Origin of the sequence: Halomonas sp. Cn5-12, assembly GCF_021532545.1 — a bacterium.
Taxonomy (GTDB): Bacteria; Pseudomonadota; Gammaproteobacteria; order Pseudomonadales; family Halomonadaceae; genus Vreelandella; species Vreelandella aquamarina.
Genome location: NZ_JAKGAY010000025.1, coordinates 1 through 15,389 on the forward strand (window position 1 = coordinate 1; position 15,389 = coordinate 15,389).

At 55.8% G+C, this 15,389-nt stretch carries 12 protein-coding genes; 4 read left to right on the plus strand and 8 right to left on the minus strand.

Going from position 1 to position 15,389, the window contains the following annotated elements:
* Positions 1–133: 133 nt before the first annotated feature.
* The 8 genes from L1249_RS12945 to L1249_RS12980 form a co-directional block, all read right to left on the minus strand.
* A complete protein-coding gene (locus L1249_RS12945; protein ID WP_228168273.1) occupies positions 134–1,021 on the minus strand; it encodes a sensor histidine kinase in 888 nt (295 codons plus the stop codon).
* Positions 1,018–2,859 (minus strand): AAA family ATPase, encoded by a 1,842-nt coding sequence (locus tag L1249_RS12950; protein WP_228168274.1) that lies wholly within the window; start codon positions 2,857–2,859, stop codon positions 1,018–1,020. Before L1249_RS12950 ends, L1249_RS12945 begins: the two co-directional genes overlap by 4 nt.
* Positions 2,860–3,018: 159 nt before the next feature.
* Positions 3,019–6,210: a type I restriction endonuclease subunit R gene (locus L1249_RS12955; RefSeq protein WP_228168275.1), complete on the minus strand. Its 3,192-nt coding sequence runs from the start codon at positions 6,208–6,210 to the stop codon at positions 3,019–3,021.
* Positions 6,211–6,443: 233 nt separating this feature from the next.
* Positions 6,444–7,184 carry a DUF3800 domain-containing protein gene (locus tag L1249_RS12960; protein ID WP_228168368.1) on the minus strand — a complete coding sequence of 247 codons (741 nt, stop codon included), beginning with the start codon at positions 7,182–7,184 and terminating at the stop codon, positions 6,444–6,446.
* 20 nt (positions 7,185–7,204) lie between these two features.
* Positions 7,205–8,134 carry a GIY-YIG nuclease family protein gene (locus tag L1249_RS12965; RefSeq protein ID WP_228168276.1) on the minus strand — a complete coding sequence of 310 codons (930 nt, stop codon included), beginning with the start codon at positions 8,132–8,134 and terminating at the stop codon, positions 7,205–7,207.
* A gap of 15 nt (positions 8,135–8,149) precedes the next feature.
* Entirely contained in the window at positions 8,150–9,565 is a 1,416-nt protein-coding gene (locus L1249_RS12970) for a restriction endonuclease subunit S (protein ID WP_228168277.1), read from the minus strand.
* Positions 9,562–11,541, minus strand: a complete 1,980-nt coding sequence (locus tag L1249_RS12975; RefSeq protein ID WP_228168278.1) for a type I restriction-modification system subunit M — start codon at positions 11,539–11,541, stop codon at positions 9,562–9,564. Before L1249_RS12975 ends, L1249_RS12970 begins: the two co-directional genes overlap by 4 nt.
* A gap of 128 nt (positions 11,542–11,669) precedes the next feature.
* Positions 11,670–12,014 (minus strand): plasmid mobilization protein, encoded by a 345-nt coding sequence (locus L1249_RS12980; protein ID WP_228168279.1) that lies wholly within the window; start codon positions 12,012–12,014, stop codon positions 11,670–11,672.
* Positions 12,015–12,472: 458 nt separating this feature from the next.
* Between L1249_RS12980 and L1249_RS12985 the strand changes: the two genes are divergently transcribed.
* From L1249_RS12985 to trbL, 4 genes are read left to right on the plus strand one after another with little or no spacing between them, the layout of a single operon-like run.
* Positions 12,473–12,694: a TraK family protein gene (locus L1249_RS12985; RefSeq protein ID WP_228168280.1), complete on the plus strand. Its 222-nt coding sequence runs from the start codon at positions 12,473–12,475 to the stop codon at positions 12,692–12,694.
* On the plus strand, positions 12,691–13,440 hold the full coding sequence (gene trbJ / locus L1249_RS12990; protein ID WP_228168281.1) for a P-type conjugative transfer protein TrbJ: 750 nt from the start codon (positions 12,691–12,693) through the stop codon (positions 13,438–13,440). Before L1249_RS12985 ends, trbJ begins: the two co-directional genes overlap by 4 nt.
* Positions 13,441–13,450: 10 nt before the next feature.
* Positions 13,451–13,657, plus strand: a complete 207-nt coding sequence (locus L1249_RS12995) for a hypothetical protein (protein ID WP_228168282.1) — start codon at positions 13,451–13,453, stop codon at positions 13,655–13,657.
* A complete protein-coding gene (gene trbL, locus L1249_RS13000; protein ID WP_228168283.1) occupies positions 13,654–15,168 on the plus strand; it encodes a P-type conjugative transfer protein TrbL in 1,515 nt (504 codons plus the stop codon). The genes L1249_RS12995 and trbL overlap by 4 nt, the downstream gene beginning before the upstream one ends.
* Positions 15,169–15,389: the final 221 nt, after the last annotated feature.

Sequence of the window (15,389 nt, forward strand, 5' to 3'; positions counted from 1 at the left end):
CACCGATCAGCACGGTGGGTTTTGGCAATAACGGGCTTGCGAAAGCCAACTTGCACGGGGCGAATGATCAAAAAGTGCTCGCTGGCGGTGATAGGGAAAGTGTCGGCGCCGGCTTCACGGATTCAGGGCATAGTCATTTTTCCCACCTTGCTTCATAACGAGCCCCACCATTCGCACCTGGCTCTAGTGACACTTCCCCATTGAGGCTTTCCATAGCTTGCCTAGCTATAGCCAGACCAAACCCGCTATGGTTTTTCTTGTTTGTTCTACCAATCTCAAAGGCTGCTTGCATTGGGCCAGAAAGCCCAGGGCCCTCATCAATGACTGAAACCCAGTAGTCGACATCTGTTTCGCCCCAATTGATAGTAACTGGGTGTGCTCTTTCATCACCTAGAGAATTAACAGCCTCAATAGCATTTCTTATCCCATTTGAGACAGCTAACCTAACTAATGTAGGGTCACTCAAAATCATCATAGGCCTAGGTCCGACAAGTGACGGAGCCCCTCCCCCCTTTTTCTCAACCTCTTCTTCAACGACTCCGTTTAGAACTTCGAAAAAATCGAAATTTTGTATTTTTGGCGTGGCACTTGCACTCTTCAGCTGCTCAATAGCCTCAAATATATTTGAAACATTATCGAGATGAGCTTTCGTTGAAGATTCTTTATAGTTATCGATTTCTCTAGCAGCTGATCTTTTTACCAGCCCTATTGGTGATGCTATTTCATGCAACAGCAAACCAGCTATCCATTCTATAGCTTGACTTTTTATCTGTTTTTTAACTTCCTGTGAAACACTAGTCTCGTCACCTTCATTAACCGCCTGCTCGGCTGGCATATTATCCAACTTATCAATCGCAAGGTTAATACCTTTCTTCACATAAGACACAGTCTCTTTTCTTCTTGCTTTTCTTAAAGCTATGATATTCTCTATTTCTGGATTGTCCGCCAAAAATCGAGCTGCCTTGAGTCTTTCATGAGAAGACCCTGTATCTAACAACTTTATCGCTTCTTCTTTAGTCATAAATATTTATGCTTGTTGTAGAACTCAGCACGCTGGCTAAAGGCCTTTTCACCACCTTCCATCACCGTCGTAATAGCATTAACAACTTTGGGATCTTGCAATCCAGAGGATGCAATTAAGAACCCCCGCTTACCATCAGATCCCATCTGCACAACCTGATCAGCATCCCCTAGCACCGGTATGTTTGCATTATGAGTTGAGAATACGATCTGGCTTGCCTTATCTCTGGACAGCACTGACTTTATAAGGGTCTCTGCTATAAAAGCGTTATCAATATGATCTTCTGGTTGATCTACTATTAAAAGCCTATCTGTGTGTTGTAGAACAAGCGGTAGAATCACAGTACAACGCTGACCAGTCGAAAGTTCTAGTATATCTTTGTAATCAGCACCATCTAAAAGCTTAAACTCCACAAAATCCTCAACAGGTGTAACTGAAAGTGCTCCTAGATCAACCTGTCCTAATTGGTTTATAACCCTTCCTGCTCTATCTTTGCTTATCCCTGTCCACTTAGCTAAAGCGTCATAATCATACGCTTCAACCACTTCTAGAAGCTCGCGAGGACTAATACTTTCAGCTAACAGAGGGGCCAAATCATTGTAACGCAAGCCGCTGCCCCTTAAAGCTTCTGAAATCTCGGAATTAAAATCATCATACTGTCCAGCTCTTGTGACATCGATCTTTATCCTTGGGCCAAGCACTTGGTTCAGCTTATGGGCTGCCTCAAGTCTAGCATTGAATCGTTCTTCTCTTGCTTCATCTAACTCATCAAGCTTCTTATTTCTAACTTCCAACAATTTTTTAAGCTGCTGCTTCCGCATCACTGACAGCTCTTTTAAGGACTCTAGTTGAGCTTTTTTCTCCCTCAACTGTTGCCCTTTTCTTGCAACTGCTCCAGCCCCTTCCTGAAGCCTCTCGATCTCTTTCCTAAGCTCTCTTGACTGTCCTTCCAGCTCAATCTTTTCCTGTTCGTGAACCTCAATAAGTTTCTCTACTTCTTTTGTTGCGCTCGCTATTTCTTTGAGAGAGGATTCAATGCCTGCATGAGCTTTCTGTACATGTCTCTTGGCTTTAGCGAGAGGGTCAAATTCCTTATCATCACTCCAATCTTTTTCTTCAGCACTATCCTGATGAGCTTTAACTAAGCTTGACTCCCAAACTTTCAATGCCTTTCTAAATCGCTGAAGACGATCTACTTCTACAGACGCGGCGGCAATCTTTTCTGACAAATTATTGAGTGAACTTTTTTTAACACCCGCTTGCTCTGAAAGAGCTGAAACTTGTTTTTCTTGGGGCGACAGCTCTTCAATTTCTTTTTCTATTATAGGCAAGCTGCTCAGCTTATCGTCAAAACCCTCAATTTCTTTTCTAAGACTATTGGCCTCGAATGTAAGAGACTTAACATACGCGACAATTTCTTTTTCTTTCGAGCTCGTGTTCTTTCTCTGCTGGGCAAAGCTATCTAAAAGCTGCAACCTTCCATTAGGCTTCAATCCCACACTCTCGATTTCAGTCTGTGAAAAAATTATTGGCTTAACATAGGCGGATGAAAATCTTGGCAGCTCATCATCACCCCCCCGAGTCACCTTTATTTCTTCATTTTCATCGCTGAGCGTAACAGTAACTTGCCCCCCACCCAAGACTGAGAGGGCATGCTCCCGGCTTTTCTTACCTGTCTCGTTTGTATAACTTTCTACATCTAAGCAATATCGAATAAGCTCGATAAGAGACGTTTTCCCAGTACCCCTTGCCCCAATAATAACATTGAGACCAGATGAGAAATAAGCGTCAACCCCATCCAAAAAACCCTCATCTATCTGCACTCTTTTTATATACAAATCACTAACTCCTTTTTTAAACAAGAACCTAATTAGAGCAGAAAGCTAAAAAACACGAACCTTCCGAATTATTACAAACACGCCCCAATAACGGAAGCTTCACCAATTTGACGATTAAAGGATCCAGAGAACTCATAGCCACACAGTAAGGCCGATCGATTACCTGCTTGGCTGAACATCCCGCCCCGATCTCCCTGCCAACAGCTTGAGGATCAACAACGCAAACTGCCTTCCCGTTTCCTCGTCCTCCAGCAGCGGCATGCTAAGTTTTTCATGGTCGCTCATGGCGTCGAGCACGGCCTCGGTGACTCGCTTGGGAAAGAGGCCGTGCATCACCTGGCCTTCGCTGTGGTTGCGGACCTGAGCCATCACCGCTTCGTCGCGTTCGATGCGGTCGGCGATGCCGTTGGCGAAGTGTAGCTTGTCGTCGTCGCTGACCTCTGCACCGTATAGGTCGTTGAGCCGATCGATGATCTCGGCCAGGCGCTGCTTCTCGGGATCGTGGGGTTTCCCTGAGCCCACCTCGCTGACCGGGGTGAGGCCGTAGTCGCCCTCGGCCTCTTCCAGGCGCAGGCGTTTCTCCTCGCGCTTGGTGAGGCGATAGTGGGTCAGCTCCAGCTCGCTGACGTCGATGCTCTCCTCTTCCAGCAGGCGATCAGTGCGCAGCAGCGGGTGGAGATGGCGGGCGAAGACGCACAGCTGCTCCAGCTCGGGATCGTCGAAAGTGACAATCTGGCTGAGGAACTCGTAGGTGCGCACGAAACTCTGCAGGTTCTTGCGAAACAGATCGAGCTCGTCGCGGGTGGTGCCAGCCTCCTTGAGCTCCTGCTCGGCACGCTTCAGGCCCTTGTCGTCACCGTTCTGTTCGGCGATCTGGCGGGCCTCTTTCCAGGTCTGCAGCTGCTCCAGAGTCAGCCGGTAGCGCTGCTTGAAGCGATCCTGGGCGGGTCGGCAGTAGTAACTGAGGCTCGATGCCGGCGCCTTGGGGTCGAAAAAGGCCTTGGCGAAGGCTTCTACCTCGGACCAGTGATAGATACCGCTGGCGTCCAGGGTGCGTTGCAGGTCGTAGACCACGTTGGGATCGGAAACATCGGACAGCTCGGCCTTTCGGTAGTAGGGCGCGAAGGCATCGAGGATCTCCTGCTCGTCGTTGTAGAAGTCGAGGATAAAGGTCTGCTTGCCGGGGAACAGCCGGTTGAGCCGTGAGAGGGTCTGCACGCAGTCCACGTCACGCAGCTTCTTGTCCACGTACATGGCGCAGAGCTTGGGCTGGTCGAAGCCGGTCTGGAACTTGTTGGCGGCGATCATCACGTTGTAGTCGTCGGTATCGAACGCCTCGGCAAGGTCCCGGCCCTTGAGCCCAGGGTTTAGCAACTGGCTGGTCTCGGTGACCTCCTCGGGTATCTCCTCATCGGGCGGCACGCTGCCGGAGAAGGCCACCATGGGGTGAACGTCGGCGTAGCCCCGCTCCTCGATGTACCGCCGCATGGCCAGCTGGTAGCGCACCGCCTCCTGGCGGCTGGCCGTGACCACCATGGCCTTGGCCTGGCCATCGAGCAAATGGCGGACATTGTCACGGTAATGCTCGACGATCACTTCCACGCGCTGGGCGATGTTGTAGGGATGCAGGCGCACCCACTTGGCCAGAGTCCGAGAGGCCTTCTTGGAATCGACCTCCTGCTCCTCGCCATCCGAATGCGCGAGCTTCCAGGCGGTGCTATAGGTGACGTAGTTGCGCAGCACGTCGAGGATAAAGCCCTCCTCGATGGCCTGACGCATGGAGTAGAGGTGGAACGGCTCGGGCTTGTTGTCGGCACTGGGGGGCAGGTCGGGATCCGGCGCACGGCCGAACAGCTCCAGGGTCTTGGCCTTGGGGGTGGCAGTGAAGGCGTAGTAGCTGATGCGCTCGCTGGGGCGCCGTGAAGCCACGGCGGCATCTAGCATCATCTCCGCACTGATTTCGTCTTCGTCGCCCTCAGCGGTCTCTCCGGCGGCCGCCAGCAGTGCCTTGAGCTTGCTGGCCGAGCTGCCGGTCTGCGAGGAGTGCGCCTCGTCGGCGATCACCGCGTAGTTGCCCTCGGCCAGCTGGGGGCGCTTGTCCAGGGCGTCGAACAGCGCCGGAAAGGTCTGGATGGTGACGATGATGATGCGAGTGTTGCTAGCGAGTGCCTCGGCGAGCTGCTCCGACTTGCTCTGGTTACCGATGTCGCGGGTGATGGGCCGCACCACGCCGTGGGCGTGCTCGAACTGGTAGATGGTGTCCTGGAGCTGGCTGTCCAAGACGGTGCGGTCGGTGACGACGATCACCGAGTTGAACAGCTTCTTCCCGTCCTCGGCGTAGAGGTTGGCCAGCTGGTGGGCGGCCCAGGCGATGGAGTTGGACTTGCCGGAGCCGGCACTGTGCTGCACCAGGTAACGCTGCCCCGGCCCCTCGGCCAGAGTGGTCTGTACCAGGCGATTGACCACCTCCCACTGGTGATAGCGTGGGAAGATCAGCGTCTCCTTGGTGGTGCGACGGCCGTGGAAGTCTTCGCTGGTCTTCTTCTCCAGATGCAGGAAGCGACCGAGCACCTTCAGCCAGGCGTCCGGCGCGAACACCTCTTCCCAAAGATAACCGGTGGCGTAGCTGGCCTCGTCCGGCGCCGGCGGGTTACCCGCACCGCCCTCCTCCGTGCCGCGGTTGAAGGGCAGAAAGTAGGTGTCCTTGCCGGCCAGCTTGGTGGTCATGGCCACCTCGTCCTGGCTCACCGCGAAGTGGACCAGCGCACCGCGCTTGAAGGTCAGCAGCGGCTCCGGCTTGCGGGAGACGGGATCCTTGATTGGGCGGTCCTGGCGATACTGGCGCTTGGCGTTCTCCACCGTCTGCTTGAACTGGCTCTTGAGCTCCAGCGTCGCGGTGGGGATGCCGTTGACGAACAGAACCAGGTCGAGGCGAGGGTTGTATTGCCCTTCCCGGGCGTGGGGCGAGTAGGAGACCTCGGGCACCACCCGCAGGCGATTGGCGCGGTAACGGGCCAGCGAAACCGGGTTCATGCCGTGGTCGGGCTGGAAGCTGCAGAGGTCGAACTTCACCCCCGGCACCTTGAAGCCGTGGCGCAGCACCTCCAGGGTGCCGGCCCGCTCCAGCTCGCGGACCACCTTCTGCACGAATACCTGCTCCGGTGCCTGGGGGTTCGCCTTGCAGAACTTCTCCCAGCGCTCGGGCCAGGCCTCGCGCACGTAGCCGAGCAGATCCTCAGTGTAGAGCGCCGAGGCGCGCTCAAAACCGCTGGCCGGGCCGGTCTTCCAGCCGTGGGCCGTCATGGCCTCGATGATGTCCTGCTGGAAGCGGGCTTCCCTACTGTCCGCCATAAACTCCCCTGTGCATTTGTCTTTACTTGCCTTAGCCTACGCCGTCAGCGACACCTGCACAAAAACTACCCCCCCCCAAGGTGCGCTTCCGTGAGAGGCGTGGGGGGCGTTGTTGCCGGGTAGCGGTAGCCGCAGTGGTTGCCAAGATCGGCCTGACTGCCTATTATATGACTATGGATTGGGAATGCCCGATCGGCAAGGGGCCTCGGCGAATGCGTCGGGGCCTTTTGTTTTCAAGGATATACCTTCAGCCCCCACCCCTTGATACGGCCCGCCCGGCTACGCCGGAATTTGCTATTCAGAATGTCGTAGGCTCGATTGGATTGACCAGGATTCAATAGGTGCCGGCCTATGGGACGTGCCACCATGTCGGCCAGCTGTAAGCCAGCCGAGTTCACTTTCTTGCTGGCCATGACGATATCCAGCGTTTCTTCCAGTCCTTCCATCCGTGATCGATCTTTGATGCGTCGAAACTCAAGCTCCAGAGCTTGATCCTCTTGTAGCCCTCTCTGCTCAAAAATCACATGGGTTAGCTGGCCACGTTGTCCGCGACTTTGCAGTTCCATGAAGACGCGCTCCAGGCCAAATTCCATCGCAACATGATAAGGATTTCCATCAACACCATGCTTCTTTGAAAACTCTTCTTTCATGATGCAGCTAGCCACCAGTGTGAAAGGAGAGTTCTCTATAATAGTAGATAGGTCTCCCATGAAGTAACGCCTGATATTAGGATTGAGAAGGATATCAAATGGCTTTCTTGACTTGCGTATCTCGGCCTCATGAAGAACTACCATGTCATGGCCAAAATAGCGGAACTTCAGCTCCTGTATTTTAGGCACAATCTGAGTGAGATAATCTTGCTTGTGGATGATACAGAAGGCCAATACGAAAACGGGGTAATCAGGGTTAATATTCTTGAGGCCATGATCACCGCTTTCATCCACGTAAACGATATACTCTCCAAAATCACCCATCCCCACCCTCTACTCTTTTTCTATTCACTTGCTTCATTAACCACCGCACTCACCTGCTGGTCCTGCCACTCGCTGTAGACCTGTCCGCTGCCCTCGACCTTCCAGGTGGTGCGGCCATTGACGTTGTAGCCGGCGACGATGGCGCCGGCGGCACTGGGGCTGGAGAAGGCGAACTCCCTGGTGAAGCGGCGCACCTTGCCCTCCGGTTCGGAGAGCACACCCTCCTCGCAAAGCTGGGCAAACAGCGCGCTGTAACCCCCTGGTTTCGCGCCCCATTCATCTCGCGTCGTGGATCCCTTCATGACGATGAATTCGCCCTCGTACTCCTGGGCGCTGGCCTGGATACCCTGCTTGGGTATCTGCATATAGAGCCGCGGAGAGTCGGCGCTGGTATCGTCGCTGGGCTCGGCCTTCGCCTTGTTGCCGTAGGTCTCGCGCAGGAAGTCGAGGCCCAGCACCGGCAGCACGGTACGGATCTGCTCCGTGAAAAACGCCATATCGGCGCGGTCCGACTCGGGCAGGTTGATGTACTCGTGGGCGGTGCCGTTGATCAGCTTGCAGCGGCCGACTTGGCCGGCGTTCTGGATCAGCAGGCTCTCCAGGTACTTCACGTGGGCCTTGGTGAGGTTCTGGTCCTTGCTGGTGACTAGACAGACCTTCTCCCAGAAGTCCTTGCCGCCCTTGTCCTCGGGGCGGTTATGCTGCTTGAGGCGGGTGCCGACGTCGTCGCTCTCGCCGATATAGACCAGCGGGCGCAGGCTGTTATCGGGATCGGGGCCGACCAGGAAGTAGATCCCGGTGCGGCCACACTCCGGGCGCTGAACCAGCTCGCTGAGCTTGCTGCGTGGCCCTGTGAGCACGTGGCCGGTCCAGTTCATGATCTCGGCAGTGAGCAGGCCGTTGGGCGTGCCGTCCACCAGAAAGAGCCGGATGCTGCGTCCCTGGGTCATATGGGGCTCCTTGCCTTAGCCATAGGTGGCCCGCGCTTCGGCGGCCATCAACCCCTCAGGCTGCTCGAGTTGTTGATCGGCCTGCCAGCCGCGCACGTCGATCTTGCCGGTCACGGCAGCGGAAATCAGGGCAGAACGGCGTTCCTCCAGCCTTTTTTTCAACTCTAGAGCTTCCCCTGCCAAGTTGAGTAAGCTCCACGTCTGCTTAATGACTTCGTCGCGGATTTTTGCCTGCTCTTCAAGCGGAGGGCATGGGAAGGGCATCTCAAGCACGGTGCTTTGTCCAATATTCAGCATTGAGCTACTAGCTCCGGTTGCCTCCAACTCAATTTGCTGTCTAGTTTGGGAAGCTCCTATGAAAAAAGCTAAAAACCTTGGATCTGCAACCGTCTCGTGGAGACGCAGACGAAATAGCTTATCCGACAACATCAAGTTGGGGTAGGAAATCGTAGGGACTGCACAACTACCGACCAGCTCTCTTGTATTGGCACGAGATATCAAGACATCACCAGCCTTGATGGATAAGTCCAGTCTCGGAGAAAGCGCGGCAGGAAGTTTCTTGTTCTCTTGACTGTCAAACCTACCATGGTTGACGCACCCCACTTTAAGCACACCCCACTCGCTCTCACTTTCGACCGGATTATTTTCACACTGAGGGCTCCAGCCTTGCTCGACAGTGCGGACAATATGCTTTACTCGAGTGATTTCCCAATGCGCCGGCACTTCTCCCAGCCACTCCACCCCAGAGTCCTTCATGGGCACGTTGGGGTCCAGCCCCTTGGTGACGGCATGGGAGATCATCGCCTGCCGCTTCTCCTTGAGCAGCTCGATCAAACGCTGCTGCTCTTCCACCAAGGCGTCGATGCGGGCGGTTTCGTGGTCGAGGAAGGTGGCGATGGTTTCTTGCTCGCCCCGCGGCGGGACAGGAAGCTGGGTCGAGTTGACGAGCTCAGAATCCAAACTTTCCACCGTAGCCCCCTGCTTTGACCATTCGGGAAGGAGCTCACGATTCAAACCTTGTGTCAGTCTCAGGAAGAAATCAGGCAAGAGGCGAGGCCGAACGTTATACGCCCTAACATCTTGATTCACTGTAACCGGAACTTGATTGATGGCCGCAGGAATCCGGTGCCGCAATATCCCGGACCTGAACACGATCAAGACATGCCCTGGCTCAATCATGCTGACAGGTGAGCCGTGCAGCGCGGCCTCGGATAGCGTGTCAATAGTGGAGGTTATCCACTGCTGCTTCATATCCTTAGGAGTAACCCAAGGGATGTTTCCATTCCAATACTGAAGATCATCTTTCGGTGGGGTCCCACCACCCTGTGAGATGGCGAGGTACCCCAGCTTTACTACCTCCCAATGCGCCGGCACCTCCCCCAGCCACTCGACGCCGGAGTCCTTATATTCGGGATACTTCGGAAACGTCATGCCGACAGCTCCTCGATCATCTGCTTGATCCGCTCGGTGCAGGCCTTGAGGTCGGCGTCGATCTCCTCCAGCGGGCGCGGCGGGGTGAACTGGTAGAAGTGCCGGTTAAAGGGGATCTCGAAGCCGACGATGCCGATGCGGCCATCCAGCGGGTCGCGCTTCTCCTCGTCGATCCAGGCGTCGGGCACATGGGGCTTCACCTCGCGCTCGAAGTAGTCGAACACCGACTCGTCCAGCGGCACGTTCTCGTTATCGCGCAGGCCGGTGTCGGGCTCGGGGTTGCCCTTCTTGTCCCGGCAGATATCGGCGTCCGGGTCGCGCTCGGAGAGAGCGCCCAGGATCGCCTTCTGCACCGGGGCACCGACCTTGAGGCCCGCCGCTTTGATCGCGACCTTTAGCGCCTTGGTGAAGTCGTCGCGATTGGTGAACACCTGCGCCGGGTCCAGGGTGGCGCAGGCGGCCTTGATCGCCTCGCGTTCGCCCTCCGCGAGCTTCTGGAGCGGCTTCTCGTCATCGAGCCGGGCCAGGCGCTCGGGGCTGGCCTGGAAGTTGAGGCGCAGCGGACGCTCCACGGTGATGCGCCGGTAGCCGAAGGCCTCCACCGGGAACAGCTTGCTCTCCTCGCTCTCCTGGCAGGCGCCGTAGAGGCGCACGATCTCCTCGATGTCGCGGTCGGCGACGAACTGGCGCTTGCTGCCCAGCGACTTGCGCATCTTGCTGGCCCGACCGGTGGCGTTGATCAGCTGCACCTGCCCGCGGCGCTCGGCGGGCTTGTGGTTGGAGAGGATCCACACGTAGGTTGCGATGCCGGTGTTGTAGAACATGTCGGTGGGCAGGCCGACGATGGCCTCCACCAGGTCGTGCTGCAGCAGGTAGCGGCGGATCTCGGACTCGCCGCTGCCGGCGCCACCGGTGAACAGCGGCGAGCCGTTGAGGATGATGCCGATGCGCGAGCCGCCCTCCTGGCGGGGGCGCATCTTGCTCACCAGGTGCATCAGGAACAGCAGCGAGCCGTCCGAGACCCGCGGTAGGCCAGGGCCGAACCGGCCCTGATACCCTTTCTGGTTGTGCTCGTCGGTGATCGCCTTTTGCACCTTCTTCCACTCCACGCCGAAGGGCGGGTTGGAGAGCATGAAGTCGAAGCGCTCGGTCGGCAGCTGGTCGTCGGAGAGGGTGTTGCCGAGCTTGATCTGCTCCACCGCCTGGCCCTTGATCAGCATGTCGGCCTTGCAGATGGCGTAGGACTCAGGGTTGAGCTCCTGGCCATGCAGCGAGACTGTGACGTCGCGGCTGACCTGCTGGATGTACTCGTCGCTCTCGGAGAGGAAGCCACCGGTGCCCGCGGTGGGGTCGTAGACGGTGACGATGCCGTGGGGGCGCAGCTTCTGCTCCTGACCGGTGAGCACCAACGAGGTGGTCAGGTGGACGATATCACGCGGGGTGAAGTGCTCCCCCGCCGTCTCGTTGGAGCTCTCGGCGAACTTGCGAATCAGCTCCTCGAACACCAGGCCCATGCCGTAGTTGGTGAGCCGCTGGGGGCTCATGTCGATGGAGGCGAAGCGCTGCACCACCTGGTAGAGCAGGTTGCTGGCCGAAAGCTGCTGGACGAAGCTCTCGAACTCGAAGTGCTCGAAGATCTCCCGAGCGTCCTGGCTGAACGACTGCACATAGCTCATCAGGTCGTCGGCGGTCTGGGTATCGGAGAGCGTACCCAGAGCCAGCGGAGAGGCGTTGAAGAAGGGCTGCTCCGCCGCGCGCAGCAGCAGCTTCTCGCGCACCGCCTCGGGCTTGGCCTGGTGGGCGCGGGCGGCGTCGAGCACCGCGGCCTTGGTGGGCTCCAGCACGCACTCCAGGCGCCGCAGCAGGGTGAAGGGCAGGATGATGCGGCCGTACTGGGACTGCTTGAAATCGCCGCGCAGCAGATCCGCCACGGACCAGATGAAGGCCGCCAGCTGAGAGTGACTCTCCGTGTTCACGATGCCCCCTTATGAATAGGCAAATACCAAGACTGCGACGATCATACATCCATGGGAGAGCTGCTGCAGCAAGAGGACAAGCGACCTACCAATATCAAGACCGGCCTGAAAAGCCTTAGGGTCTTTATTCAATACATGCCTTTGGCCACTTCTCTAATCTCTTGCTGAAGTTCGCCTATTCTATTAACTAACTCTGGGACCCCGAGATGATTTCCGTAGGCAGACCGGGACCCATCAGACAGCCACATTTTCAAAAGACCACCCATGCGGCCTAAATCACCATAAAGCTTTGCCAACTGTTCAAACGCCTGTGCATCAACGGTACTTTTTGGTGCATAGCCTAGTCCTAACTCACGCAAATAAGTGGGGACCTTCAAATCACACTTGGCTGCCGCCTGTGCAATCGCTTCTTTTTCATCAGGACTAACCCGGACCATGATATGCGTGGTTCTCTTCCTGGTTTCGTTACCCATTCTCTTTATCCTTTGCTGATGCGGCGGTAGCCGCTGGCTGCGACAGCAGCACCCTCGGAGAGCAGGATACGTCGAGCCGGCAGGTGAGTAAGTTGTGGGTACTTGCTAGATCGACGCTTGCGGCGGTATAGCAAATACACATCCTGCCCGCCTCCCTCGCTGCAACACAGCTACAACGATGCTCACTATGTCCATATCGAAACGCATAATCAATGCATTGCATAACCCTTGCGCCATATTCCATTGATCGTGAATCAAAATATTCACACTGAGTAGGCGACACTATTTTAGTGCGCCAAAATATCTAATTTATGAATCATAATACACACAAAATGCGGCAAACTTCGCCAAACTTCTCTTCAAATAAAGCTACCCTTGACAACGACACATAAACCAATCAAAAAACATATCTAGGCAAACCAAAACCACACCATACCTGCAGTACAGGAATAGCCGACATGGACTTAATTGAAGGCTTAAAGAAGAGACGAGAGGAAAAATCTAAAACGCATGGACGGTATGCTTTTCTCAAACACAAGGAGGAAATCAAGGAAGCACTAAACAATGGATACAACGCCATAGACATCTGGGAGCATCTTCATAAAAAAGGTGAGATGCCAATTAAATACAATCAATTCACTGTTTACATTAGAAAACTAATCGGGAGTCGTGAGCCATGAAAAAACTCACCACCGCACTAATTTTCATATTCCTCACCGCTCAATCCAGCCAAGTAGTATCAGGAGGAGGCGGATTTACCGGGGCGACTGAACCCACTCAACTTCTCAACAATGCGGAGCTAATTGATGTTGCCATCAGCGAAGCTGAGAGTCTTGCATATACCATCCGCCAATATGAAATCATGTACGAAAACTTTCTCAGTCTTCCGGAGCATATCAAGCAACAGGCGCTTTCCGACCTTCAAGACCTTGCTGACATCGTCGCCACCGGACGAGCCATTGCCTATAGCTCAGGCCAGGTAGATGAAGACTACCAGCGAGGATATAGAGATTTCGACTATTACGCCCAAAGCAATAAAGGGAGCCATAAGGACTATGCGGTTCGTTATCGGGAGTGGTCACAAACAAACCACGATAGCGTGCGGGGTGCTCTTCGAGCGGCTGGCCTGCAGGCCGCACAATTTTCGCGTGAGGACTCCGCATTAAGAGCGATTGAACACCAAATAGAAAGCGCTAGAGGCGAAAGGCAATTACTGGAAGCCGGTGGTGCTATCGCAGCCCTGCAAGTGGAGCAACTTCAGAAACTTCGGCAACTTCAGATGGCGCAAATTCAGCTACAGGCCTCGCATGTAGGCGGTCAGGTGGATCGTCAGGCGGAAGACGACTCGGCCTGGCATCGCGCCACTGAACCACGAGACAACGACCCCGACAGTCAAAAGCCTATCCATGCGGACGATCTATTTTGAGGAGTGAGTAATGAGCTTCAGTACCAAGACTCTGATTGTCATTGCTGTCCTAGTAGCGAGCATTGCCACCGCCGCAGCTTTATGGAAACTCGACAAGGCCGAAGAGGATGCCGCCTGGGAGCGCGCCACTATACCGCGTGACAACGCCCCTTCCGCTCAAAGACCAATCACTGAAGATGACCTATTCGGCTCAGGAGATGGGAGTAACAAGCGATGAAACCTTGGTTGCATCTAGTCATTCCTGCTGCTCTGCTACTGCTCTGTGGGCCAGTTGCTGCCGCCGATGGGGACATAATCCGTGAGCTTCAGCAAGGATTCCGAGACTCAGTGGCACTGTGGTATGCCCCTTTGCAGCAAGTGGCGACCTGGTTGCTGCTTTCTCTTGCCGTAATTTCCTATACCTGGTCGGCAAGCCAGATGGTACTGCGAAATGCTGACTTGGGTGAATTCGTGGCGGAGTTCGTCCGGCTAGTGATCTTCACCGGATTCTTCCTGTTCCTGATACAAGGAGGTCAACAGTTGGCCGAGACCATGATCAGGGGCTGGATCTGGATAGGTGGCCAGGCTACCAGCACCAATCTGAGCCTGAGTGTTCCGGAGATCCTGGAGCGCGGGTTTACCCTTGGGGGCGATGTTATTTCGGCAGGCAGTGGCCTAAGCCGGATTGCTTACACCATCCTGGCGCTCCCCGTTGTGATCCTGTACACGCTGATTGCCGCCTATGCTTTCTTCGTGCTGGCTGAAATGTACGTGGTTACGGCAGCGGGGATCGTGCTTCTTGGTTTTGGCGGTTCGCAGTGGACGGTGGATTACGCCAAAAAGTACATCACCTACACCATCAGCATCGGTGCCAAGCTCTATGTCATGTTCCTGGTCATCGGCGCGGGTGAACAATTCATTCACCAGTGGGCAGTGAATCAGGATCACGAGTCGTTCCGGGCCATTCTCGCCATTATCGGTGTGCTGTTGATGATGGCTATTCTGGTAAAGATGATTCCAGATGCGGTGCAGGGAATCATCAACGGGGCTTCTCTCGGTAGTGCAACGCCGACAGTAGGTGGCATGGCAAGGGCTGCCGGGTCTGTAGCGGTAGGTGCTGCTGTAGGCGCTGCGGGCGGCGCTATGGCCGTGCGTGAAGCCTCCAAGCTGGCCGGTGAACAGCTCGGTGGCGGTGGAGCGCTCGCCTCGGCGGCAACTCCAGGTGGTAGGTCGTCCGGTGGCAGTTCCTTCCTGGGCGTTCCAGCAGGTGGTTCGCCAGGCGGTGGTAGCTCGCCAAGTGGTGGAACAGGGCCGCTTCCCATGCCGGGCACCGCCTCGCCATCGGGCGGTGCCGCTTTGGGTGCTGGGCGCATGGCTCACGCTGGACAGACCATGAAGAACCTGACGAAGGCAGCAGGTGAAACCATGGGTGGCAAGATCATGGGTGACTACAATGCCAGTCACGGCTCCTTCGGCGGTTCCATGACGCAGAAGCTCCGGGCTGAACGTCTCGGTATGGCGGAAGGCGGCAGCGAGTCTGACCATACGGGTGGCCAGCAGAGCAGCGGCCAGTCCGATGGCCTGAAGGGGACTATCCGTGGGGCACCGACTACTAACGAAAACGACACGCAAAATCAGCCCCCCCAGGCTACGCATAATCGGACCCCCTCCGCGCCGGCAGCCAGCGCGGCTGTCGGCGCGGAGGTACCTTATCGATCACCCGCTGGGAGCCATAACGATGAACAATGAACGTCCGCAAGCCCCTCTCTGGTATCTCGCAGCTTGGCTGGCAGTCGCATTGTTGCTGGTCGGGCTCGCTGTTAGCGGTTCCTGGGTGGCCTGGCTATCGTTGCCCGTGTGTTACCCCATCATCATGAAAGCCGTCTCATGGCGACCAGTGCCCCAGGATAAGCGCAGTCACCTCGACGCCTGAACGCAACGAGTGAATCATTCCGTCATCGTGGGAGGGT

What these genes read in the sequence shown, in the direction of transcription:
- L1249_RS12995 (WP_228168282.1), top strand. Translation starts at nt 13,451, where the DNA reads ATGAGCTTCAGTACCAAGACTCTGATTGTCATTGCTGTCCTAGTAGCG.
- L1249_RS12955 (WP_228168275.1), bottom strand. Translation starts at nt 6,210, where the DNA reads ATGGCGGACAGTAGGGAAGCCCGCTTCCAGCAGGACATCATCGAGGCC.
- L1249_RS12965 (WP_228168276.1), bottom strand. Translation starts at nt 8,134, where the DNA reads ATGACCCAGGGACGCAGCATCCGGCTCTTTCTGGTGGACGGCACGCCC.
- L1249_RS12970 (WP_228168277.1), bottom strand. Translation starts at nt 9,565, where the DNA reads ATGACGTTTCCGAAGTATCCCGAATATAAGGACTCCGGCGTCGAGTGG.
- L1249_RS12960 (WP_228168368.1), bottom strand. Translation starts at nt 7,184, where the DNA reads ATGGGTGATTTTGGAGAGTATATCGTTTACGTGGATGAAAGCGGTGAT.
- trbJ (WP_228168281.1), top strand. Translation starts at nt 12,691, where the DNA reads ATGAAAAAACTCACCACCGCACTAATTTTCATATTCCTCACCGCTCAA.
- L1249_RS12980 (WP_228168279.1), bottom strand. Translation starts at nt 12,014, where the DNA reads ATGGGTAACGAAACCAGGAAGAGAACCACGCATATCATGGTCCGGGTT.
- L1249_RS12945 (WP_228168273.1), bottom strand. Translation starts at nt 1,021, where the DNA reads ATGACTAAAGAAGAAGCGATAAAGTTGTTAGATACAGGGTCTTCTCAT.
- trbL (WP_228168283.1), top strand. Translation starts at nt 13,654, where the DNA reads ATGAAACCTTGGTTGCATCTAGTCATTCCTGCTGCTCTGCTACTGCTC.
- L1249_RS12985 (WP_228168280.1), top strand. Translation starts at nt 12,473, where the DNA reads ATGGACTTAATTGAAGGCTTAAAGAAGAGACGAGAGGAAAAATCTAAA.